This is a genomic window from Pseudooctadecabacter jejudonensis, from assembly GCF_900172275.1.
Taxonomy (GTDB): domain Bacteria; phylum Pseudomonadota; class Alphaproteobacteria; order Rhodobacterales; family Rhodobacteraceae; genus Octadecabacter; species Octadecabacter jejudonensis.
In genome coordinates this window covers 42,078-63,541 of sequence record NZ_FWFT01000004.1, presented here as the reverse complement: position 1 = coordinate 63,541, position 21,464 = coordinate 42,078, and the positions used below count along the sequence as shown (strand labels likewise).

Here is a 21,464-nt window from a genome sequence, read left to right as displayed (position 1 = left end):
GGGGCCGGTGGTCCCAAATTCAATCCGGCAGCGCATCAAGCCGTTTTCGCACCCGGCCCCGCACGCCGGCCCATGGGCCAAACCCCAGCACTCGTGCGGGGTTTGTGGGGGGCGGCATGACCACCCCGTTAAGGCGTTTGAACCCGAACCGTTCGTAATAGGGCGCATCCCCCACCAGCAGCACCCGCGGCCAGCCAGCCGCCTCGGCGCGCGCCAAGACATCGCGGATCATCAGACCGCCCAGCCCCTCCCCCTGCCGTGTGGGGTGTACCGCGACGGGGCCCAGCAGCAACGCGTCATGATCCTCAATCCGGATGGGCCAACACCGGATCGCGCCGCCCACGATGCCGTCGTCGTCTTTGACGACGCTGCAAAAGGCGGGCACAGGCGGAACGTCATCGCGCAGGCGGTAGGATGACAACGCCTTGCGACCAGGGGCAAAGCACAGGTCATACAGCGCCTCCACCTGCCACGCGTCCTCCGCCATTTCCTGCATCAATTCCATAAACTTGGTTGAACCGCTGTTTTCGACGCTTTGCAATGCGGTTATGACCAAAGGAGCAGGAGTGTTGCGATGTTCTATGAACCCAAAGACGGCCACGGCCTTCCCCATAACCCGTTCAATGCTGTCGTGGCGCCGCGCCCCATTGGCTGGATTTCCAGCCGTGGCGCGGATGGGTCGGACAACCTTGCACCGTATTCATTTTTCAACGCTGTCGCCTATGTGCCTCCGCAGGTGATGTTTGCGTCAACCTCAACCAAACCGGACAGGGGCGACACCAAGGACAGTGTGGCCAACATCCGTGAGACGGGGGTGTTTGCGGTCAATATCGTGGGGTTCGATCAAAAGGACGCCATGAACCGCACATCCGGCCCATGGGGACGTGAGGTGGATGAGTTCGCAGATGCTGGCCTGCAAAAGGCCGCCTGCCGCACGATCGACTGCGCCTTCGTCGCGGACGCGCCTGCAACATTGGAATGCAAGCTGACACAGATCGTAAAAATCGAAGGCGAGGCGAATTTCGTGGTCTTTGGTGAAGTCACAGGCGTGCATCTGCGCGACGATTGTCTGACAGACGGGCGGTTCGATGTGACACGTTTCTCCCCGTTGGCCCGCATGGGATACATGGATTACGCGACCGTCCGTGAGACGTTCACAATGGATCGCCCCACGGACTGACGCCTCAGTTGGTCCACCAGATGTGGCGGGCCAACCCGTAGATATAAAGTGCGGCGAACATCAGGTTCAGCCATTTCAATTGCGGTTCCGTGCGCAGCCAGCCGCAATAGGCCCATATGACGCAAAAGGGCAGGCTGAACAGCATCGCGGCAAGGGTCCAGCCCTGTACGACGCACACTGTTGATCCAATTCCCAAAAGGACAGCAAAACGTTTCATGGGCTGCTCAAACGCAGCCAAGGCCAAAAGCCCTGTCATGGTGTCTTAACGCTCCGAAAGATGCGCACCCCGTTGACCCGAGGTCTGGCGCAGCCCGTGATTAGCAAACAGGCCGCGCCAAATCAATCGTCAGTGGCCGCCGATGATGCCTGTGCGCACCGAATAGTCGACGGCGATTTCATAGTCGGGGTCGTCATCACTATCGACAACCAGATGGCCTGCCTTGGACAGCAATGCATGGCAATCGCGTGTCAGGTGGCGCAGCTGGACGGTTTTTCCCGCCGCCTCATACTTGCTGGCCACAGCCTCAATCGCCTGCAAGGCGGATTGGTCAGCCACGCGCGATCCTTCGAAGTCGATGATCACGGCCTTGGGGTCAGCGTCGACCTGAAACAGCTCAGTAAAGCCATCGGAGGAGCCGAAGAACAGCGGCCCGTTGATTTTGTACACCTTTGCGCCTTCGGGTGTGGTGTAAGTGCTGGCGTAGATGCGTTTGGCGTTGGACCACGCATAGGCCAGCGCCGACACGATGACGCCCACGACCACGGCTGTGGCCAGGTCCGTCAGCACGGTGACGATGGTGACCAACACGATGACAAAGGCATCAGTGCGCGGGACTTTTGTCATGATCTTAAAGCTGTTCCACGCAAAGGTGCCGATCACGACCATGAACATGACGCCCACCAAAGCGGCCAGCGGGATCTGTTCGATGAGCCCTGAGGCAAAGAGGATGAAGGCCAACAAAAACAGCGCCGCCACCGTGCCTGCAATACGGGTGCGCCCACCGGATTTCACGTTGATCATCGACTGGCCGATCATCGCACAACCGCCCATGCCGCCAAAGAAACCAGTCACGGTGTTGGCAACACCTTGGGCCACACATTCTTGGCTGGCCCCGCCACGCTTGCCGACGATTTCGCCCACAAGGTTCAGGGTCAGCAGGCTTTCGATCAGGCCAATGGCCGCCAAAATCAGCGCGTAAGGCAGAATGATGTAAAGGGTTTCAAGCGTGAAGGGCACTTGTGGGATATGGAAGGGCGGCAGCCCGCCTTCGATACTGGCCAGATCACCCACCAAAGGCACATCAAGCCCCAGTGCAATGACAAGGATCGCCACGATCCCGATGCCCGCCAAGGGCGCCGGGATCAGGTTGGTGACGCGTGGCCAGACCCAAATGATCGCCATGGTCAGCGCCGTCAGCGCCAACATCAAATAAAGCTTCGGCCCGGACAGCCATTCACCGCCCGATACGCCGTGGCCTGTGACCTCACCCGAACCAGGCACCTGAAATTGCGTCAACTGGGCCAGGAAAATCACAATGGCGAGGCCGTTCACAAACCCCAGCATCACCGGATGCGGCACGAGGCGAATGAATTTGCCCCAGCGCATGAACCCTACGAAAAGCTGGATGATCCCCATCAAAACGACCGTCGCAAAAAGGTATTCAACCCCATGCACGGCCACAAGGCTGACCATGACCACCGCCAAAGCCCCTGTGGCCCCTGAAATCATGCCGGGCCGCCCGCCGATCAGCGCGGTGATCAGCCCCACAATGAAGGCCGCATAAAGGCCAACCAAGGGTTCAACCCCAGCGACGAAAGCAAAGGCTACGGCCTCCGGCACCAAGGCCAGTGCAACAGTCAGGCCCGAGAGAACCTCGATCCGAAGACGGTCGGGCGTCAGGTTCTTTGAGGAGGGTTTCAGATCGGCGTCTTCAAGACGACCGACGAGATTGGCGAAAATGGATTGTCGCAACGGATCACCTAATGGGTCTGGGGGCTTTGCGCGCCGTTTAGCTGAGCCGTGCAGTCATGTCACCCCCCCCCAACAGCAGCGCAGCCGGGCGAATGCTTTCTGCTTTGCGTCTTCACTTCTGTCGTTTTGCACGGCAAAGTTGCAACGCGGTTAACATGGCGAAGATATGCAAACAAAAATCGGAATTATCGGCGGATCAGGCCTTTATGATCTAGCAGGGCTTGAGAACGCAGAGTGGCAAGTGGTCGACACCCCGTGGGGTGCGCCGTCCGATGCGATCCGCGTAGGGGATCTTGGCGGTGTTCCCATGGCGTTCCTGCCGCGTCATGGGCGCGGGCATGTGCACTCGCCCTCAACCGTGCCGTACCGCGCCAACATTGATGCGCTGAAGCGGCTGGGGTGTACGGACATCATCAGCGTCAGCGCCTGCGGGTCGTTTCGCGAAGAAATGGCGCCGGGTGATTTTGTGATCATCAGCGATTTCATCGACCGGACGTTCGCACGGGACAAATCATTTTTCGGCACCGGCTGTGTGGCCCATGTCAGCGTGGCGCACCCTGTGTGCCCGCGTCTGGGCGACGTGGCAGAGGCCGCGGCCATACAAGCGGGCGTGACCGTCCATCGCGGTGGCACCTATCTGGCCATGGAAGGGCCGCAGTTTTCGTCCATGGCCGAAAGCAAGCTTTACCGCGATGTTTGGGGCTGCGACGTCATCGGCATGACCAACATGCCCGAGGCGAAACTCGCCCGTGAGGCGGAGCTGTGCTATGCCTCCGTCGCGATGATCACCGATTACGACAGTTGGCATCCGGATCACGGCACGGTGGATATTGCCGATATCATCGCCACGTTGGGGGCCAATTCCGACGCGGCCAAGGCCATGATCGCGGCTGTGCCTGCCCTTTTGGGGCCGGATCGCGCACCCTGTCCGCACGGTTGCGACCGTGCGTTGGAACATGCCATTATGACGGCCCCTGACGCCCGCGATGCGACGCTTGTGGCCAAACTCGACGCTGTTGCAGGCCGCGTGTTGTGATCTGCGTACCACGCCCCACCCAAACAAGGACCGCCTCATGAAAACCGTTCAGGACTACATCCGCACCATCCCCGATTTCCCGCACGAGGGGATCATGTTCCGCGATGTCACGACCCTTTTCGCAGACCCGCGCGGGTTTCGCATGGCGGTCGATCAGCTGCTGCATCCCCATGCGGGCGCGGACATTGATGTGGTGGTGGGCCTAGAGGCGCGCGGGTTCATCTTGGGCGGCGCGATTGCCCACCAGTTGGGCAAAGGGTTTGTACCCATCCGCAAGAAAGGCAAGCTGCCGGGCGCCACGATCGAACAGGCCTATACGTTGGAATACGGCGAGGCGGTCATGGAAATCCATGACGACGCGATTGAGGCCGGCGCCAAGGTGCTTGTTGTGGACGATTTGCTGGCCACGGGCGGCACCGCTGAGGCCGGAATAAAGCTGCTGGAAAAACTGGGCGGAGTGGTCGTGGGATGCGCCTTCGTGATTGACCTGCCGGAGTTGGGCGGTCGCGCCAAGCTTGAGGCGATGGGCATGGACGTGCATGTCTTGTGCGAATTCGACGGTGAATAATCTCGCCCCGGCTGTCGTGCGGCCCTAGGCGGGGTGCGCCTGGCCGTCGTAGGTTTCAAACAGCCCCGTGTTTGACATGTTCAGCGCATCAAACCGTGCGATAAGGCCCGCAGCACTGTCTGCAGGCGTCACAGCGGCCTCACGGCCGCCCATATCCGTCTGCACCCAACCAGGATGATAGGCCCCCACGGCGATCCCGTCGGCGCGCAAATCTGTGGCCAGATTGAACGCCAGATTGGAGGCTGCCGCCTTGGACGCGCGGTAGATGTAGGCCCCGCCGCCCGCCTTGGTCGATGCGCCCATCTGACTGGAAATAATGGCGATTTTGCCGCCTACCGCCTTCAAATTTGGCAAAAGCGCCTGCACACATAAAAATACGCCTGTGACGTTGACGGCAAAGGTGTCGGCCCACATCTGCGCCGGAAAACCGCCCTCCATCTGGTGGCCCTTGTCATGGTAAACGCCCGCGTTGCAGACCAGCAAGTCCAGCGGAGTGTCCCCGAAGGCCTCCGCCATGGCATGGATGGATGCCGCATCGCCCACATCGACGGACATATCGCGTCCGTTGCGGGCGACCGCGGTGACAGTGTCGCCCCGTGCTTCAAGCTGGGCGGTCATTTGGGCGCCGATGCCACGGCTGGCCCCCGTGATCAAAGCATGCATCAGTTTGTCTTCCGTTTGGGCATAAAGGGCAGGGGGGCGACGGGGATGCCGTCTTCAATCAGCTTTTTCGCCTCGTCAAGCTTGGCTTCCCCGTAGATCGGGCGCTCCGGTGCATCTCCTTCATGCATTTTGCGCGCTTCAGAGGCGAAGGACAGACCGACATAGTCGCTTTTCTCCTCGACCTCTTTGCGCATACGCGTAAATGCGGCTTCGGCATCCGACATCGGTGCTGACAAAGGGGCGGGGTCTGCAGATGCCACAGCCTTTTGGGGGGCCTCATCTTTGGTGTTGCCTTTGGCGGGCACGGACGGGGCCATGAGGGCCCGTTTCACATCGCCGGATCCGCACACCGCGCAGGCCAAATGGCCCGCCTTTTCAAGCGTGCTATAGGCTGCCGACGACTGAAACCAGCTGTCAAACCGATGGTCCTGATCACAGATCAATGTATAACGGATCACTGCATTGCCCCTTGTCCTTGGCCCTACAAATAGGGCGCACGGGGGCTTAGGGCAACGGGCTGCGACGGTTAGGCGGGATCAAATCTCTCGATGATCTGGCGCAATTCCGGATCGCTGATCATCGCGACGGCCTTTTTGCGCGACACCCATGTGCGCTCACGCTCTTTCTTTTCGGGCCACTTTCGGTGCACTTTCTTGACCTTGAGGGGATAGACGACCGCCATGCAGGGCAATTCATCCTCCGAGCGCACCTTGTAATAGCTGAACACACCAACGGGGTGGGGGGCGATTTTGCCGGACACGCCCGCCTCTTCATAGGCTTCGGTGGCGGCGGCATCGGCGGGGGTTTGCCCGTCCATGGGCCAGCCTTTCGGCACGATCCAGCGGCCTGACCGGCGGGACGTCACCAGACAGAACCGAAGCTTGCCGGATGAGTTGACGCGGTAGCACAGGGCGGCAAACTGGGTGCGCAATTCTGTTTTGGCGGCGCCGCCCAGCTCAATCTCACGGGCGCCAATAGGTTTCATGTTTGCCATTTGCACCATTCTTCTTTTTGTTGTGCGTCCTAAGCATGTCTAAAGATCAGGTAACATAAATTGCTGCATTTGCAAAGAATCCTGAGTGTTGCGGCCCTCACAGGTGCGTTGGGCCTGACCCATAGCGCAGTGCGGGCCGATGATGTCACGGTCTTTGCCGCCGCCAGCCTGCGCGACGCGGTGGGTGAGGTGACGCAGGTGTATGAGGCAGAGACGGGCGGCAGCCTCCGCCCCGTTTTCGCCGCGTCTTCTGCTGTGGCGCGACAGGTGGCACAGGGCGCGCCTGCGGATGTGGTCTTGTTGGCAGATGCGGAGTGGGCCAGCTGGCTTGCGGCGAACGCAGAGGTTCGGGCGGGCCGAGTGTTTGCGGGCAACGCCTTGGTCCTGATCACGTCCCAGAATGGCGTTTTGGACGACATCAATACGTTGCCGGACGCCATCGGCGACGGCGTGTTGGCCATGGCCGAGGTCACATCGGTGCCTGCAGGTCGCTACGGTCAGGCCGCTTTGCAAGCGCTGGGCCTGTGGGATGCGCTGGCCCCGCGCGCCGTGCAAGCGGCCAACGTGCGCGCCGCCCTGCGGTTCGTCGAGCGGGGTGAAGCCGCCTATGGCATTGGCTACGCCAGCGATCTTGTGGCCCTGCCGAAGCTGACCGTCGCATATGCCTTTGACGCGGGCACCCATCCTGCCATCACCTACCACGCCTTGACCCTGACCCCGGCGGGCACGGCATTTGTGGATGTCCTCATGTCTGAGAACGGCCAGTCTGCCCTGCGCACATGGGGCTTTACCCCCCCGCCTGACATGCCATGACAGATTGGCTGGGCCCCGCCGAATGGACAGCGCTTTGGTTGTCCCTCAAGGTTGCGTTCTGGGCGACGCTGTGCAGCCTGCCGTTTGGCTTTGCTGCGGCCTACGCGCTGTCGCGGGGGCAGTTCTGGGGGCGTCAGGCCCTCAATATCCTCGTGCATTTGCCGCTTGTCATGCCGCCCGTTGTCACCGGATATCTGCTGCTGCTGGGCTTTGGCCGCACTGGCCCCTTGGGCGAGGCGTTCGAGGCGCTGTTTGGTCTTGTCTTCGCGTTTCGCTGGACGGGGGCGGCGCTGGCGGCGGCGATCATGGGCTTTCCGTTGATGGTGCGCGCGATCCGGCTGTCGCTGGACGCGATTGATCCCGGGTTGGAAGAAGCCGCCAGCACCTTGGGTGCCAGCCGCCTGCGCGTTTTGCGCACCGTGACCTTGCCGCTGGCCTGGCCGGGCCTTTTGGCGGGGGCGGTTTTGGGCTTTGCCAAAGGGATGGGGGAGTTTGGGGCCACCATAACCTTTGTGTCCAACATTCCCGGTCAGACGCAAACGCTGGCGCTGTCCATTGATACCTTGTTGGAGGTTCCGGGGGGCGAACCCTTGGCCCTGCGCCTTGCGCTTGTGTCCATCGCCATCGCCGCCGTCGCCCTGATCATATCCGAGGCCTTGGCCAGCCGCGCCCGAGTGAGAGGACGGGGCTGATGCTGCAGATCGACCTCCGCCACAGCTTTCCCGATTTCACGCTAGAGGCCGCGTTTGATGTGCCCGCGGGCATCACCGCGCTCTTTGGTCCCTCCGGATCGGGCAAAACCAGCATTGTGCGTGCAGTGGCGGGGCTGTTGCAGTGCGATGATGCAGATGTGCGGCTGGGCGCGCGCAACATCGGGCGGTTGCGCCCCCATCAACGCAAAATCGGTTATGTCTTTCAGGATGCACGTCTGTTTCCCCATATGACCGTACTGCAAAACCTGCGTTACGGGGGGCGCATGGACGAAGATCAGGTGATCGCCTTGCTGGGGCTGGACGACCTGCTGATGCGGCGCCCCGCGGGTCTGTCAGGGGGAGAGGCGCAACGCGTGGCCTTGGGTCGCGCCCTGATGGCGGGGCCGGATGTCATGCTGCTGGATGAGCCGCTTTCGGCCCTCGATGGCCCCCGCAAGGCTGATGTCATGCCCTATCTGGAGGCCCTGCGCGATCAATCCGCGATCCCCATGATCTATGTCAGCCACGACATGACCGAAGTCGCGCGACTGGCGGGCCGCATTGTCGTGCTGGACCGGGGCCGTGTGGTTGTTCAAGGCGCGGTTGAGGATGTCTTGGCCGACCCTGTGGCGGTGCCCTACATCGGGGTGCAGGATGCAGGGGCCGTATTGACGGGCCGGGTGGTCGGCCACGCCGATGATGGGCTGACCAAGGTCGAAACAGGGATCGGCGCGCTTTGGGTGCCGGGGGTGGCAGGGCGCGCGGGTGGTCCGCTGCGCATCCGCATCCCCGCGCAAGATGTGATCCTGTCGCGCAGCAAACCTGACGGACTATCGGCCCTTAACGTGCTGCCCGTGACCATCGCGGGCCTGCAAGAAGGACGCGGCCCGGGCGTCATGGTCGCACTTGAGGCGGGGGGCGCGCGTCTGTTGGCGCGCGTCACCAGACGCTCGGCCCTTTCGATGGGGCTGGCCGTGGGGCAGAATGTTCACGCGATCCTCAAAGCCACAGCCATTGCCCCTCAAGACGTGAGTGACCGATAGGTCGGGATCAGATCGCTTGGCTCCGGTGTTGCCTCATAGACCGCGCGGGCAATGGCGCGTGACAGGCAGGTTGCTGCGGCGGCCCCCACAGGCGCGTATCCTGCGGCATCCAAAGGCTGCGCGACGCTGGTGGAGACACCAAACACCAAATCGCCATCCAGCGGCGTATGCGACGGCACAATCGCCCGCGCCATGCCGTCATGTGCGTTGACCGCCAACCGGTGACACTGGGTTTTCGTCAGTGGCGCATCCGTGGCCACGATGGCAATCGTCGTATTGGCACCCTTGGCCGCATGCAGGCCCATCGCCTGCTCTTTCAGGCTCGCATCGGGCGCTGTGTAGCCGCCCGAAGGGTCAGGGCCATGGCCCCCGAATTCGGCATCCATTTCAAAAGGCGCGGCCCAGAAATGACGATCGCCCGGGGTGGTCACACTGCCAAGGCTGTTGACGATCACGAGAGCACCCACGGTGTGGCCGTCGGGTAAAACCACCGAAGCAGAGCCAAGCCCGCCCTTGTGCCGGGCGGCCATGGCACCGGTGCCGCCGCCCACAGACCCCAGCGCAAACTCTTCCGCTGCCGCGTCCAGGGCCGCGCGTCCCAAGGCGGGGTAGGGGTTCACGTTCCACGTCTTGTCGCCGCCGTTGATCAGGTCAAACACGATTGCACCGGGCACAATGGGCACCGTGACAGTGCCCACGTTGAACCCGCGCCCTTGGTCGCGCAGCCCGTCCGCCACGCCCGAACACGCATCAAGGCCAAAGGCCGAGCCGCCCGACAAGACCAAGGCATCCACCTGTTGCACGGTCCTGTCCGGCGCCAGCAGGTCCGTCTCACGGGTGCCGGGCCCGCCGCCCATTACATGGACAGACGCCGTGAATGGAACGTCGCCCACCAAAACCGTGCTGCCAGATTTCAGTACAGCGTCTTGCGCGTGGCCAACCCGCAGCCCGGCTACGTCCGTGATCAGATTGCGGGGGCCTGTTGTGTAAGTCATTGTTTTCCCTCATCCATGATGCGCGGCGACAGTTTTCAGGGTGGAAAATCCATAAAGCGCCTCAAATCCCTTTTCGCGCCCGTGCCCGGATTTTCCAACGCCCCCGAACGGCAATTCAACCCCGCCGCCCGCGCCGTAGTTGTTGATAAAGACCTGCCCCGCCCGCAAAGCCCGCGCCAGTCGCATCTGTCGCGCACCATCGCGCGTCCAGACGGACGCAACCAACCCGTAATCGGTGCCATTGGCGATCCGCACGGCCTCTGCCTCGTCCTCAAACGGGATGAGGACTTGCACAGGGCCGAAGACCTCGTCTTGGGCCAGCGTATGATCGGGCGGTACGTTGTCAAAAAGCGTGGGGGACACGTAGTGGCCGCCTGTGTCTGTTGGTATGGGGGCCTGAGCGGCGATGGTCAGATCTGCGCCTTGGGCCAAGAACCCGTCGACGATTTGCTTTTGTTTGGCCGAAATCAGGGGGCCGATGTTCAGATCCTCCAGCGCAGGGCCAACCTGCAAGTCGTTGTAAGCGTTTGCCATTTTATCCCGTACAACCTCATACACGCCCCGTTGTACCAAAATGCGTGAGGACGCCGAACAGGTCTGGCCCGCGTTCTGGATGCCCGCATTGACCAAGACCGGCAAAGCGGCGTCGATGTCTGCGTCATCAAAGACAAGTTGCGGGGATTTGCCGCCCAGTTCCAACGTGACGGGGATCACATTGCTAGCGGCGGCGGCCTGAATGGCCTCTCCGGTGCGGACCGATCCGGTGAAGGAGATGTGTTGGAGGCCGGGGTGCGCGGCCAGCGCGGCCCCCGCCTCGGCCCCGAACCCTGTGACGACGTTCAGAGCGCCTGCGGGCAGGCCCGCATCCGTGGCGATTTGGGCAAAGGCCAGCGCGGTCAAACAGGCGTCTTCAGCGGGTTTCAAGACGCAGGCATTGCCCATGGCCAAGGCCGCCCCGACGGATCGTCCGATGATCTGCATGGGATAGTTCCACGGGATGATATGGCCTGTCACGCCGTGCGGTTCGTGCAAGGTATAGACGGTGTAGCCATCCATGTAAGGGATTGTTTCGCCTGTAATTTTATCCGCGGCCCCGCCGTAGAATTCCAGGTAGCGGGCCAGTGCGATCGCGTCTGCGCGCGCTTGGCTGAGGGGTTTGCCCACGTCGCGGGCCTCGATGCTGGCGAGGGCGTCTATATGGTTAAGGACCGCGTCGCTGAGGCGGGTCAGAAGGCGGCCACGATCCAGTGCCGTAAGGCCGCCCCAGACGCCATCGCGCGCGGTTTGGGCGGCGGTGACTGCCGCGTCGATGTCATCGGCGGTGCCGCGCCCGATGGTGGTCAGATGGGCGCCGGTCGAGGGGTCGGTGACGTCCAAGGTGTCTGTCGCCGGGGTCCATTTGCCGCCGATGAGGTGGTGGGCTTGGGGGATGTTGAACGGGGAGAGGGGCATATCAAACCTCAATAAATTCAGGGAGTTGCGGGGCAGCCGCCAGAAGGGTTTGGGTGTAGGGATGAGACGGGTTTCGATAGACGTCTTCGGTCGCGCCGTCCTCGACTATCTGCCCGCCTTTCATGACCAATACGCGGTCGGTTATGGCACGCACGACGCTGAGGTCGTGGGAGATAAAGAGGTAGCTGAGCGACCGCCGCGCACTGATATCCGCAATCAGATCAAGGACTTGCGCGCGAACGGAGACATCGAGGGCTGAGACGGCTTCGTCAAATATAACCAGCTGCGGGTCCGTGATCAGGGCGCGGGCGATGGCGATGCGCTGACGTTGACCGCCAGAAAATTCGTGGATGTATTTGTCCCCATCAGAGGGGGACAGCCCCACATCGGTGAGGGCTTGTGCAATCCGATCTGCAGGATTTTTTGGTTTATCTTCAAGCAGATAAAATGGTTCAGACACGAGGCGCGCAACCGTGTGGCGTGGGTTGAATGACCCGTAGGGGTCTTGGAACACCACTTGCATTTTGCGCCGTTGGGTGAGGTCTGCACGGCGGTTTGAGACCACGGGTGCGCCGTCTAGTGTAATGGATCCGGCCTGCACGTCCTCCAGCCCCAGGATCGCCCGTGTCAGGGTGGATTTGCCACATCCGCTTTCCCCGACGAGGCCCACACGTTCGCCTGAAGAGATGGTTAACGACACGTTTTTGAGAGCCGCGAAGGTGGGGCGGGGCCCGAGGAGGGTTTTTCGGGACAAATTGTATTTTTTCGTAACGTTTTCAACGGCTAAACCTTGTTTGGGGGCCGCTGCGCCGTGCGGTATGGTTTGCGTATGGCTGGCGTATGGCTGGCGTATGGCAGGCACATGGCTGGAGGCGGCAAAAAGCGACCGTGTATAGGAGTGCTGCATGCGACGCATCAGGGTGTCTGTCGCGCCCGCCTCAACCACGCGGCCGTGTTGCATCACGGCGATTTGGTCTGCGATGTCCGACACCACGGCGAGGTCGTGGGTGATCAGGATCATCCCCATCCCGAATTCCGCCACCAACCCTTTGAGAAGGTCCAGAATGCGGGCCTGTGTTGTCACATCGAGGGCGGTTGTCGGCTCATCCGCGATCAGCAGTTCGGGACGCAGGGCGATGGCCATGGCGATGACGACGCGCTGGCGCTGCCCACCGCTGACTTCATGGGGGTAGCGGTCGGGCGAGACATCGAGGCCGACCTTGCGCAGCATGTCGGCGGCACGGGTCTTTGCCTCTGTGCGGGGGGCGTCCGTATGGATGCGAATGGTTTCGGCCACCTGTGTGCCGATGGTCTGGACGGGGTTCAGCGCGGTCATGGGTTCTTGGAACACCATGCCGATGTCATTGCCGCGGATGTCGTTCAACTGGCGTTCAGACGTTTGCAGGATGTCGGTGCCTGCAAGGTCGATGGTGCCCGCAGCACGTGCGCCTTTGGGCAACAGCCCCATGCAGGCCAGCGCGGTCATGGATTTCCCCGATCCACTTTCGCCGGTGATGGCGGTGATCTGTCCTGCGGTCACGCTGAGATCGACATCGTGCAGGATGTCGGTGCCCCCGATGGAGACGGACAGGTTTTGGACGCGCAGCAGGGTCATGTGCGGTCCACTCTGATGCGCGGGTCCAGCCTGTCGCGCAGCCCGTCACCCAAGAGATTGAGGCCAAGGACCATCAGGACGATCGTGCCGCCGGGGATCAGCGCGGTGTGGGGTGCGATGGCCGTGAGGGTTTGCGCATCGGCCAGCATCCGGCCCCAACTGGCGGTCGGGGGTTGCGCGCCAAGGCCAATGTAGCTGAGGGCGGCCTCGGCCAGAATGCCAAGGCTGAACTGGATCGTGCCTTGGACGATCATCAGGTTCATGATGTTGGGCAGGATATGTTCGGCGGAAATGCGGGCCGAAGATTTGCCGCAGACGCGGGCCGCCAGAATGAAATCCCGTTCCCACAGCGGCAGGGCCGCCCCACGGGCCAGACGCGCGAACACGGGGATGTTGAAGATGCCGATGGCGATGATGGCGTTGACGGCGGAGGGGCCGAAGACAGCCGTGATCAGAATGGCGATGACGAGGCTGGGGAAGGCGAAGACCAGATCATTGCCGCGCATGATCACCTCATCCAGCAGGGATCCGCTGCGGGCGGCGGCCCACAGGCCAAGGGGGATGCCTACGGCCATGCCGATGCCCACAGCGACGACGGCCACGGCGATCGAGGTGCGCGCGCCCATCATGATCATGCTGAGGATGTCGCGGCCGAAGTGGTCGGTGCCCAGCAGGTGGTCGGCGGAGGGCGTCTGTAGTTTGTTCGCGATGTCGAGGGTTTCGATGTCGGAGGGCGTCCAGACAAAGGACAGCGCCGCGAGGGTCACGAAGGTCAGGCTGAGGGCTGCGCCGATAGAGAAGCCGAGTTTCATGCGCGCCGCCTGAGGCGGGGGTCGACGGCGGCATAGGCCAGATCTACGGCGAAGTTGACGATGATGACAGTGAAGACCAGCAACATGACCACGCTTTCCACCACGATGAGGTCGCGGGCTGAGATGGCCTGAAAGATGAGCCGCCCCAGTCCCGGCAGGAAGAACACCTGTTCGATGATTATGCCCCCCGCCAGCAGGAACGAGAATTGCAGGCCGATGATGGTCAGCACAGGGATCAGGGCGTTGCGCAGGGCGTGCCGCCACAGTGCCTGGCGGCGGCTGAGGCCTTTGGCGCGGGCGGTGCGGATGAAATCCTCCCCCAGCATGTCCAAGAGCGACGAGCGCATGACACGGGCAAGGATTGCCGCCTGCGGAAGCGCAAGGGCGATGGCAGGGAGGGTGAGGGATTTGAGGGCGGCCAGCGGATCGTCCCACCCCGCAAATCCCCCCGCAGAGAACCAGCGCAGGTTGATCGCGAAGATCAGCACGAGGATCATGGCGAACCAGAAATTGGGGATCGCGACGCCCAGCTGGGTGGCCCCCATGATGCCAAGGTCTGCGGGGCCGCCCCGACGGGCAGCGGCGATGATGCCGGCAGGAAAGGCGATGAGTGTCGACAGGGTAAGGGCGTAAAGGGCGAGGGGGAGAGAGACCCAGATGCGGTCAGACACCAGATCCGCCACGGGTGTTTTATAGGTCCATGAGGTGCCTAGATCACCTGTCAGAAGGCCACCGACCCAAGCGAGGTAGCGGATGGGAAGGGGATCGTTCAGGCCCATCTGGTCCCGCAGGGCGGCCAGCGTGTCTTCGCGGGCGTTGACGCCCAGCATAAAGGCAGCCGGATCGCCTGGGATCACCTCAATCACTGCGAAGATGATGATGGAGGCGGCGAGGAGGCTGAGCAGGAGCGAGATCAGGCGGCGGAGGGTGTAGCGGATCATGGTCGGTCCGGTGCGTGCGGCGGGCGGAAGAAGGGGCGCTGCCCCTCGGTGCAGAGCACCTCACCCCGGCATATTTTTGAAACAGCGAAACCCATGGCGGACACAAGGCGGGGGCGGCCCGTGGTGGGGACGCCCCCGTGTCGTGCCGTCATTCGGACCAGCTGACGCCGGTGAGGTCCACAGCGGCGGTGGGTTGATCTGTCCAAAGGCCGTTGATCTTGGCGTTTGCCACGGTGGGTACGGCGAGCTGGAAGAGGAACCCGTTGACATAATCCTGAGCGATGATGGTTTGCGCCTGTGCCATCAGATCGGACCGTGCGGCGGGATCCGTGGTGGCGTTGAGCCTGTCCATCAGGGCCTGAAAATCGGGGTTGTCATACTGGAAATAGTAGTCGGGGTTGGCGTAGATGCCGATGTCCATCGGTTCTGTGTGGCTGACGATGGTCAGACCGAAGTCTTTGTTTGTAAAGACCTCTTCGATCCATTGGGCCCATTCCACGTTGGTTATTTCTGTCTGGATGCCCACTTCGCGCAGTTGGGCTGCGATGATTTCACCGCCGCGGCGCGCATAGGAGGGGGGCGGAAGTTTCAGCGTCGTGGTGAAGCCCTCCGCAAAGCCCGCTTCGGCCAGCAGGGCGCGGGCGCGATCTGGATCGTGGGGCGAGGTGTCCAGCAGATCGACATAGTCGGGGTTGTGTGGCGCAAAATGCGTGCCGATGGGTGTCCCATAGCCGAACATGGCCCCGTCGATGATCGCTTGACGGTCGATGGCGTGGGCCAGCGCCTCACGGACCAGCGGGTTGTCGAAGGGGGGCATTTTGTTGTTCGTGCTCAGGATCGTTTCGCCCTCGGTGTTGCCGACGAGGACCTGGAAACGGGGGTCGGCCTCAAACTGGGGGAGGTTTTCGGGGGCGGGGTAGCCCACGAAGACGTCCACGTCTTCGGCCATGACGGCAGCGAAGGCGGCGGTGGGGTCTGCGATAAATCGGAAGGTCGCGGCCTCAAGCGCGGGGGGCGTGCCCCAATAGGCGTCATTGCGCGTCAGTTCCAGCCGGTCGCCTTGCACCCAATCGGCAAAGGCAAACGCACCGGTGCCAATGGGGTTGGTGGCAATGGTTTCGATGCTTTCGGGGGCGACGATGACCGCGTCACCCCAGGCCATGTTAAAGAGGAACGCGCCGTTTTGTTGGGCCAGCCTGACCTTGACCGTTTGGGGGTCGATCACCGTGACCTCTGCGATGTCCGCAAACAGGCCCTTTTGGGCGTTGGTGCTGTCTTCGGCGCGGGCGCGGTCCAGCGAGAATTTCACATCTGCGGCGTCCATCACGGTGCCATCATGGAAGGTCACGCCGGGGCGAAGTGTGAACGTATATGTCAGCCCGTCGCCTGAAATCTCCCAGCTTTGGGCCAAGCCCGGCACGACCGAGCCGTCGGCCATGAAGCGGGTCAGGCCTTCGAACACGTTGGAATAAAGAACGCTGTCGATGGCCTGGGCGGCACCGCTCGTGGGGTCAAGGTTCGGGGGTTCCAGCTGGATGGCCACCGTGATGTCGGTTTGGGCCAAGGCGGTGGTGCCCAGCAGAGCAAGGCCGGCTGTGGCGGTCAGTCGTGTGATCATATACATGGTGATCCCCCTTGTTGTGGGGCCAGTTTCCATCGCTGGGCGGCGCAAATCAAGGGGCGCACGACGTTGCGTTGCGCACAGCGTCGTGCCGTGTTCGTGGTGGCGATGCCTAAGGCGCGATGGTAAGGCGGGCCAGCCAATGACCGGAAGGGACCAAAGATATGAGTGCCACAGCCCGCAAACGCGCCCCCATGCCCGATGATATTCGCGCGGCCAAAGGGGGCACCCCATTGGTGAGCCTGACGGCTTACACCACGCCGATGGCGCAGATGATGGATGCGCAGTGTGACTTTGTGCTGGTGGGTGACAGCGTGGGCATGGTGCTGCACGGGTTGCCATCCACCTTGGGCGTGACGATGGAGATGATGGTGATGCACGGGCAGGCCGTGGCGCGGGGCCTGACGACGGCGATGATGGTCATCGATATGCCGTTTGGGTCCTATGAGGCCAGCCGGGAAGTCGCCTTCGCCAATGCCGCGCGGCTGATGGCAGAGACAGGGGCTGCCGCGGTCAAGCTGGAAGGCGGGGTGGAGATGGCCGAAACAATCGCGTTCCTTGTGGCCCGCGGCGTGCCGGTGATGGCGCACATCGGGCTGACGCCACAGTCGATCAACACGCTGGGCGGCTATAAGGTTCAGGGGCGCGGGGCGGCACGCGACGGGTTGATGGCCGACGCGCGGGCGGTCTGCGATGCGGGCGCCTTTGCGGTGGTGCTGGAGAAGGTGCCCGAGGTGCTGGCCGATGAGGTGACGGCGCTGGTTGACATCCCCACCATCGGCATAGGGGCGTCTGCGGGCTGCGACGGGCAGATCTTGGTGGTCGATGACATGTTGGGGCTGTTCACGGCATTCAAGGCAAAGTTTGTAAAACGCTATGCGCATCTGGGTGAGGATGGGGCAGACGCCATCGCGGCCTATGCTGCCGACGTACGGGCGCGCCGCTTTCCGGCTGCGGAACATGTGTTCTCGGATGAGGCCCCTGCCGCCAAAGGGGCCAAACCATGACCGCGCCGCGCATCGTCCGCAGCCTTGCTGAGCTGCGCGCGCTGACAGCGCAGTGGCGCCGCGCCGGTGAAACCATCGGCGTGGTCCCCACCATGGGCGCGTTGCATCAGGGACATCTGTCGCTGGTCCGCGCTGCGGAGGAATGCGACCGCGTGATTGTGACGATCTTTGTGAACCCCAAACAGTTCAACAACCCCGACGATCTTGAAAATTACCCCAGAACGGAAGAGGAGGACGCCGCCAAACTCGCGTCCTTCAAGGTCGACGTTGTTTATGTGCCGGATGGGGACACGATGTATCCTCAAGGCTTTGCGACGAATGTTTCTGTGGGCGGTCTCACCGAAATGCTCTGCGGTGCGGCACGGCCCGGGCATTTCGACGGGGTGGCGACGGTTGTCGCCAAGCTGTTTTTGCAAAGCCAGGCGGACCGCGCGTATTTTGGCGAAAAGGATTACCAACAGTTGCAGGTCGTCACACGGCTGGCGAAAGATCTGGATATCCCGATCGAGGTGGTGGGGTGCCCCACCATCCGCGAAGAAGACGGTCTCGCGATGTCCTCGCGCAACCTGCTTCTTAGTGATCGAAGCCGCATCAAGGCGCCGCTGTTGGCTGAGGTGATGGAAGACGTCGCAGAGGGTCTGAGGTCAGGGGGCACGATGGCCGACCTCGGCGCTCAGGCACAGGCCCGTTTGCTGGCCGGTGGATTCACCTCGGTCGATTATCTGGAACTCCGCCACGGGTCCGATTTGACGCTGATGAACGAGGCCACATCGGGCGGACGATTGTTCGCCGCGGCGTGGCTGGCCGGTGTGCGCCTGATCGACAACATCGCCGTCTGACGCGCGCGTCGTCTTCATCTGACCTGAAAACTCCGGGGGGTCTGGGGGGCTGGCCCCCCATGAATGGCTGCGGTCTGGGGGGCTGGCCCCCAGGAATGGCTGCGGTCTGGGGGGCTGCCCCCCCACTGGTTTTTGGCGGATCGGATGGGCGTAGCCCATTCGAAAAACCTTACGCCAACAAGGTTGCGGTGAGGGAGAGAGCCATGACCTTGGCGCTGTCCATCATGTCGCAGACGTCAATATATTCATCCGGCTTGTGCGCCAGCTCGAGAATACCGGGGCCATAGGCGATGCAATTCTTCAGCCGTCCGATCCGGTCGATGTGTTTTTGGTCATAAGTCCCCGGTGAGGCCACGTAATCCGGCATGCGCCCCAGGACGTCCTGAATGGCCGCCGTGACGGTCTGCACTACGGGGGCCTCTTTGTCGGTCATCGACGGCAGGACCGCGTTCAGTTCCCGCAACGCATAGTCAAAATTCGGCCGGTCTGCTTTCAGGCCATCCAGCAGCGCGGTGACTTCGCCGCGCACAGCCTCGAGAGGTTCTTCGACCAGAAAGCGGCGGTCGATGACGATGCGGCAGCTGTCAGGCACACAATGTGCGGGCAGGCCGGTGAAATCCGCGGGTTGTTCGGCTTGGCCGCCGTGGATGGAATTGATGTTCATCGTCGATTGCCGCGCGCCTTCGGGGACCACGGGCATATCGGTGCGGCGCTGGGCCATGGCGGGGTACAACTCGGCCTCGAAGGCTTGCAGCACAGCGCCCATGTGACGCACGGCGCAATCGCCCAGGAAAGGCATGGACCCGTGGGCGATTTCGCCGAAGGTCTCAATCTCGGCCCACCAGCCGCCACGGTGTCCCAGACAGATGCGATCATGGCCCAAGGGTTCGGGGATGATGACGTGGTGCACGCGGGCCGGATCAAAATAGCCCTGTTCGGCCAGATAGGCGACGCCGCCATAGCCGCCTGATTCCTCATCTGCGGTGCCCGAAATCTCAATCGCGCCCGCAAAATCGGGATATTCTTCGATGAAGGCTTCGGCCGCGATGATCGACGTGGCCAGCCCGCCTTTCATGTCGCAGGCCCCGCGCCCGTAGATGCGCCCGCCCTCCAAGGCCCCGCCGAAGGGGTCCTGCGTCCAGCCTGCGCCGACCTCAACCACGTCTGTGTGGCTGTTGAAATGCACGCACTCCCCCGCTGTTTTGCCGTCACGGCGGGCGACGATGTTCCAGCGCGGATAGCGGTCACTGTCGCCGGGGGTGCCCGTGGCGCGGATCAGCTGGGTGGTAAAGCCCGCCGCAGACAGGCGGCGATCCAGATAGTCGCAGATGTCGCGGTAACAGTCGCCCGGTGGGTTCAACGTCGGGATGCGGATCAGGTCTTGGGTCAGGGCGATCAGATCATCGCGCTTATCTTCAATCCGCGCCAGAAGGGCGGCGTGCTGGTCTGGTGCTGTCATGGTTTCAACTGTGCCGCCCTGTGCCTCAAGGTGCAAGCCGCAGAGGCGCTGCGCGATTTTTCTGTTCACAAAACGATGCGAAATTGGTGCGACGGGTTGACGCTGGCGTGAATTGGGCCACCCTGATGGTCTGACAATAATTTGGAGGGACGACAATGGCGCTGCGCAATCTTGGAACCACGGCTTTGATGGGGGCAGCCTTTGCGGTCTGCGCCATGGGGGCCTCTGCGGAAACGCTGCGCTGGGCGTCCACGACGGACCCGCAGACGATGGACCCCCATGCGGTCAATTCTGCGCCGGTTCTTTCGTTCCTCAACAACATTTACGAAGGTCTGGTGCGGCGCGGCAAGGACATGTCGATTGAACCCTCCCTGGCCACATCGTGGGAGCCGCTTGAGGGCGAAAATGGCTGGCGGTTCACTTTGCGCGAAGGCGTGACCTTCCAGGACGGGTCGGCGTTTACCGCAGAAGACGTGCTGTTTTCGTATCAGCGTGCATCCGATGAGGCCGCAGATGTGCGGTCTTGGTTCGCGCCCGTGACGGACGTGCGGGTGGTGGATGAGTTTACGATTGATTTTGTGACGAACGCGCCCAACCCGCTGTTCCCCGACAGCATCGCGAATTTCATGATCCTTGATAAAGATTGGGCCGAGGGCAATGATGCGGCCCTGCCTGCACGGGACGCCGAAAACTTCGCCACCATGAACGTGAACGGCACAGGGCCCTTTACGTTGGCGGGCCGTGATCCTGGTGTGCGCACCGTGCTGGTCCCCCATGAGGGCTGGTGGGATGAGGCCGAGCACAACGTGACCGAGGGCGTGTTCACACCCATCGGCAACGCAGCCACGGGGTTGGCCGCGCTTTTGTCCGGCGAGATTGATTTCATCCAGCCGATCCCGTTGCAGGATGTGGCACAGGTTGAGGGGCGCGAGGGGTTCCGGGTGCTTGAGGGCGAAGAGACCCGCGTGATCATGTTTGGCTTTGGCCATGAACACGACACCTTGCTGTATTCCACTGACGTCACGGATGTGAACCCGTTCCAGGACCCCCGCGTGCGTTTGGCGGCGGCCCATGCGCTGGACATCGACAGCATCGACCGCGTGTTGTTCCGCGGCAAGATCGAGGCAGCGAGCCAGTTGGTGCCTGCGGGCATTTCCGGCTATTCCGAGGCCAACAGCGACCGCCCCGCCTATGACCCCGACCGCGCCCGCGCATTGCTGGCCGAGGCGGGTTATCCTGATGGGTTTTCCTTTGGTCTGAAGTGCACGAACGACCGCTACATCAACGATGAGGCGCTGTGTCGTGCGGCGGCGTCCATGTTTGCCGCCGTTGGCCTGAACGCCGAACTGAGCACAGGCCCCGTGCGCGATTACTGGCCGCAGCTGCGTGAGGACGATTTCGACATGTACCTTCTGGGCTGGTCGCCGGGCACGTTTGATATGGAACACCCCATCCGCTTTTTGATGCACAGCCAGGATGATGAGGCGCGTCTGGGATCGTGGAACTTTGGCAACTATTCCAACGCGCGCGTGGATGAGCTGTTGCCGATGATCCAGCAAGAGATTGATCCCGCCGCCCGTCAGGCGATGATCGACGAGGTTGTGGCGATTACACAGGAGGAGGTCGCCTACATCCCGCTTTATACTCAGCCGCTGATCTGGGCCGCGAAGGACAATGTGGATCTGACGCAGCGGGCCGACAATTTCTTCATGTTGCGCTGGGTGACTGTGAACTGATCGACTTGATCGACGTAAAATAAGCA

Annotated in this window: 22 protein-coding genes; 9 read left to right on the top strand and 13 right to left on the bottom strand. The window is 62.2% G+C overall.

Annotated elements, in window-relative coordinates:
• Positions 1-19 precede the first annotated feature (19 nt).
• Entirely contained in the window at positions 20-505 is a 486-nt protein-coding gene (locus PSJ8397_RS12435; RefSeq protein WP_085865133.1) for a GNAT family N-acetyltransferase, read from the bottom strand.
• A 69-nt stretch (positions 506-574) separates the two neighbouring features.
• Here PSJ8397_RS12435 and PSJ8397_RS12430 point away from each other — a divergent pair, with 69 nt between their 5' ends.
• Positions 575-1,180, top strand: a complete 606-nt coding sequence (locus PSJ8397_RS12430) for a flavin reductase family protein (RefSeq protein ID WP_085864947.1) — start codon at positions 575-577, stop codon at positions 1,178-1,180.
• 4 nt (positions 1,181-1,184) lie between these two features.
• Here PSJ8397_RS12430 and PSJ8397_RS12425 read toward each other — a convergent pair whose 3' ends face one another.
• Together PSJ8397_RS12425 and PSJ8397_RS12420 are read right to left on the bottom strand one after the other, a co-directional pair.
• The gene (locus PSJ8397_RS12425; RefSeq protein WP_235000735.1) at positions 1,185-1,397 is read right to left on the bottom strand and encodes a peptidase; all 213 of its coding nucleotides are present in this window, start codon (positions 1,395-1,397) and stop codon (positions 1,185-1,187) included.
• A 129-nt stretch (positions 1,398-1,526) separates the two neighbouring features.
• The gene (locus PSJ8397_RS12420; RefSeq protein ID WP_235000757.1) at positions 1,527-3,101 is read right to left on the bottom strand and encodes a SulP family inorganic anion transporter; all 1,575 of its coding nucleotides are present in this window, start codon (positions 3,099-3,101) and stop codon (positions 1,527-1,529) included.
• 217 nt (positions 3,102-3,318) lie between these two features.
• Here PSJ8397_RS12420 and PSJ8397_RS12415 point away from each other — a divergent pair, with 217 nt between their 5' ends.
• Both PSJ8397_RS12415 and PSJ8397_RS12410 read left to right on the top strand, forming a co-directional pair.
• On the top strand, positions 3,319-4,188 hold the full coding sequence (locus PSJ8397_RS12415; protein ID WP_085864944.1) for an S-methyl-5'-thioadenosine phosphorylase: 870 nt from the start codon (positions 3,319-3,321) through the stop codon (positions 4,186-4,188).
• 37 nt (positions 4,189-4,225) lie between these two features.
• A complete protein-coding gene (locus PSJ8397_RS12410; RefSeq protein ID WP_085864943.1) occupies positions 4,226-4,756 on the top strand; it encodes an adenine phosphoribosyltransferase in 531 nt (176 codons plus the stop codon).
• A gap of 24 nt (positions 4,757-4,780) precedes the next feature.
• On the opposite strand, the gene PSJ8397_RS12405 is transcribed toward PSJ8397_RS12410, so the two are convergent.
• The 3 genes from PSJ8397_RS12405 to PSJ8397_RS12395 form a co-directional block, all read right to left on the bottom strand.
• Positions 4,781-5,419, bottom strand: coding sequence for an SDR family NAD(P)-dependent oxidoreductase (locus PSJ8397_RS12405; protein ID WP_085864942.1), 639 nt, complete (start codon positions 5,417-5,419; stop codon positions 4,781-4,783).
• Positions 5,419-5,877: a DUF1178 family protein gene (locus PSJ8397_RS12400; RefSeq protein ID WP_085864941.1), complete on the bottom strand. Its 459-nt coding sequence runs from the start codon at positions 5,875-5,877 to the stop codon at positions 5,419-5,421. The genes PSJ8397_RS12405 and PSJ8397_RS12400 overlap by 1 nt, the downstream gene beginning before the upstream one ends.
• A 68-nt stretch (positions 5,878-5,945) precedes the next feature.
• Entirely contained in the window at positions 5,946-6,404 is a 459-nt protein-coding gene (locus PSJ8397_RS12395; protein WP_085865132.1) for an NUDIX hydrolase, read from the bottom strand.
• Positions 6,405-6,473: 69 nt separating this feature from the next.
• Here PSJ8397_RS12395 and modA point away from each other — a divergent pair, with 69 nt between their 5' ends.
• Genes modA through modC form a run of 3 tightly spaced genes read left to right on the top strand, consistent with a single transcriptional unit; the run spans position 6,474 to position 8,961 of the window.
• Positions 6,474-7,226: a molybdate ABC transporter substrate-binding protein gene (modA, locus tag PSJ8397_RS12390; RefSeq protein ID WP_143515470.1), complete on the top strand. Its 753-nt coding sequence runs from the start codon at positions 6,474-6,476 to the stop codon at positions 7,224-7,226.
• Positions 7,223-7,918 carry a molybdate ABC transporter permease subunit gene (gene modB / locus PSJ8397_RS12385; RefSeq protein ID WP_085864940.1) on the top strand — a complete coding sequence of 232 codons (696 nt, stop codon included), beginning with the start codon at positions 7,223-7,225 and terminating at the stop codon, positions 7,916-7,918. Before modA ends, modB begins: the two co-directional genes overlap by 4 nt.
• On the top strand, positions 7,918-8,961 hold the full coding sequence (gene modC, locus PSJ8397_RS12380) for a molybdenum ABC transporter ATP-binding protein (protein ID WP_085864939.1): 1,044 nt from the start codon (positions 7,918-7,920) through the stop codon (positions 8,959-8,961). Before modB ends, modC begins: the two co-directional genes overlap by 1 nt.
• Here modC and PSJ8397_RS12375 read toward each other — a convergent pair.
• From PSJ8397_RS12375 to PSJ8397_RS12350, 6 genes are all read right to left on the bottom strand, one after another.
• Positions 8,940-9,956 carry a P1 family peptidase gene (locus tag PSJ8397_RS12375; protein WP_085864938.1) on the bottom strand — a complete coding sequence of 339 codons (1,017 nt, stop codon included), beginning with the start codon at positions 9,954-9,956 and terminating at the stop codon, positions 8,940-8,942. The two genes, modC and PSJ8397_RS12375, sit on opposite strands and share 22 nt — an antisense overlap.
• A 9-nt stretch (positions 9,957-9,965) precedes the next feature.
• Entirely contained in the window at positions 9,966-11,408 is a 1,443-nt protein-coding gene (locus tag PSJ8397_RS12370; RefSeq protein ID WP_085864937.1) for an aldehyde dehydrogenase family protein, read from the bottom strand.
• Between the two features lies 1 nt (position 11,409).
• On the bottom strand, positions 11,410-13,023 hold the full coding sequence (locus tag PSJ8397_RS12365; RefSeq protein ID WP_085864936.1) for an ABC transporter ATP-binding protein: 1,614 nt from the start codon (positions 13,021-13,023) through the stop codon (positions 11,410-11,412).
• Positions 13,020-13,835 (bottom strand): ABC transporter permease, encoded by an 816-nt coding sequence (locus tag PSJ8397_RS12360; RefSeq protein ID WP_085864935.1) that lies wholly within the window; start codon positions 13,833-13,835, stop codon positions 13,020-13,022. The genes PSJ8397_RS12365 and PSJ8397_RS12360 overlap by 4 nt, the downstream gene beginning before the upstream one ends.
• Complete coding sequence (locus PSJ8397_RS12355; protein ID WP_085864934.1) at positions 13,832-14,776, bottom strand: ABC transporter permease; 945 nt, start codon at positions 14,774-14,776, stop codon at positions 13,832-13,834. Before PSJ8397_RS12355 ends, PSJ8397_RS12360 begins: the two co-directional genes overlap by 4 nt.
• A 148-nt stretch (positions 14,777-14,924) precedes the next feature.
• A complete protein-coding gene (locus PSJ8397_RS12350) occupies positions 14,925-16,394 on the bottom strand; it encodes an ABC transporter substrate-binding protein (protein WP_235000755.1) in 1,470 nt (489 codons plus the stop codon).
• 167 nt (positions 16,395-16,561) lie between these two features.
• Here PSJ8397_RS12350 and panB point away from each other — a divergent pair, with 167 nt between their 5' ends.
• Together panB and panC are read left to right on the top strand one after the other, a co-directional pair.
• Complete coding sequence (panB, locus tag PSJ8397_RS12345) at positions 16,562-17,404, top strand: 3-methyl-2-oxobutanoate hydroxymethyltransferase (protein WP_085864932.1); 843 nt, start codon at positions 16,562-16,564, stop codon at positions 17,402-17,404.
• Positions 17,401-18,243: a pantoate--beta-alanine ligase gene (gene panC, locus PSJ8397_RS12340; protein WP_085864931.1), complete on the top strand. Its 843-nt coding sequence runs from the start codon at positions 17,401-17,403 to the stop codon at positions 18,241-18,243. Before panB ends, panC begins: the two co-directional genes overlap by 4 nt.
• A gap of 169 nt (positions 18,244-18,412) precedes the next feature.
• Here the strand turns inward: panC and PSJ8397_RS12335 are convergent, their stop codons facing one another.
• The gene (locus PSJ8397_RS12335; RefSeq protein ID WP_085865130.1) at positions 18,413-19,702 is read right to left on the bottom strand and encodes an acetylornithine deacetylase/succinyl-diaminopimelate desuccinylase family protein; all 1,290 of its coding nucleotides are present in this window, start codon (positions 19,700-19,702) and stop codon (positions 18,413-18,415) included.
• A 155-nt stretch (positions 19,703-19,857) separates the two neighbouring features.
• On the opposite strand from PSJ8397_RS12335, the gene PSJ8397_RS12330 reads away from it, so the two are divergent.
• A complete protein-coding gene (locus PSJ8397_RS12330; RefSeq protein ID WP_085864930.1) occupies positions 19,858-21,438 on the top strand; it encodes an ABC transporter substrate-binding protein in 1,581 nt (526 codons plus the stop codon).
• Positions 21,439-21,464: the final 26 nt, after the last annotated feature.

Coding starts and splice junctions, on each gene's coding strand:
- PSJ8397_RS12350 (WP_235000755.1), bottom strand. CDS start 16,394: ATGATCACACGACTGACCGCCACAGCCGGCCTTGCTCTGCTGGGCACC.
- PSJ8397_RS12330 (WP_085864930.1), top strand. CDS start 19,858: ATGGCGCTGCGCAATCTTGGAACCACGGCTTTGATGGGGGCAGCCTTT.
- PSJ8397_RS12355 (WP_085864934.1), bottom strand. CDS start 14,776: ATGATCCGCTACACCCTCCGCCGCCTGATCTCGCTCCTGCTCAGCCTC.
- PSJ8397_RS12375 (WP_085864938.1), bottom strand. CDS start 9,956: ATGACTTACACAACAGGCCCCCGCAATCTGATCACGGACGTAGCCGGG.
- PSJ8397_RS12370 (WP_085864937.1), bottom strand. CDS start 11,408: ATGCCCCTCTCCCCGTTCAACATCCCCCAAGCCCACCACCTCATCGGC.
- PSJ8397_RS12360 (WP_085864935.1), bottom strand. CDS start 13,835: ATGAAACTCGGCTTCTCTATCGGCGCAGCCCTCAGCCTGACCTTCGTG.
- panC (WP_085864931.1), top strand. CDS start 17,401: ATGACCGCGCCGCGCATCGTCCGCAGCCTTGCTGAGCTGCGCGCGCTG.
- PSJ8397_RS12410 (WP_085864943.1), top strand. CDS start 4,226: ATGAAAACCGTTCAGGACTACATCCGCACCATCCCCGATTTCCCGCAC.
- PSJ8397_RS12335 (WP_085865130.1), bottom strand. CDS start 19,702: ATGACAGCACCAGACCAGCACGCCGCCCTTCTGGCGCGGATTGAAGAT.
- PSJ8397_RS12435 (WP_085865133.1), bottom strand. CDS start 505: ATGGAATTGATGCAGGAAATGGCGGAGGACGCGTGGCAGGTGGAGGCG.
- PSJ8397_RS12430 (WP_085864947.1), top strand. CDS start 575: ATGTTCTATGAACCCAAAGACGGCCACGGCCTTCCCCATAACCCGTTC.
- panB (WP_085864932.1), top strand. CDS start 16,562: ATGAGTGCCACAGCCCGCAAACGCGCCCCCATGCCCGATGATATTCGC.
- PSJ8397_RS12415 (WP_085864944.1), top strand. CDS start 3,319: ATGCAAACAAAAATCGGAATTATCGGCGGATCAGGCCTTTATGATCTA.
- modC (WP_085864939.1), top strand. CDS start 7,918: ATGCTGCAGATCGACCTCCGCCACAGCTTTCCCGATTTCACGCTAGAG.
- PSJ8397_RS12425 (WP_235000735.1), bottom strand. CDS start 1,397: ATGAAACGTTTTGCTGTCCTTTTGGGAATTGGATCAACAGTGTGCGTC.
- PSJ8397_RS12365 (WP_085864936.1), bottom strand. CDS start 13,023: ATGACCCTGCTGCGCGTCCAAAACCTGTCCGTCTCCATCGGGGGCACC.
- PSJ8397_RS12395 (WP_085865132.1), bottom strand. CDS start 6,404: ATGAAACCTATTGGCGCCCGTGAGATTGAGCTGGGCGGCGCCGCCAAA.
- PSJ8397_RS12405 (WP_085864942.1), bottom strand. CDS start 5,419: ATGCATGCTTTGATCACGGGGGCCAGCCGTGGCATCGGCGCCCAAATG.
- modB (WP_085864940.1), top strand. CDS start 7,223: ATGACAGATTGGCTGGGCCCCGCCGAATGGACAGCGCTTTGGTTGTCC.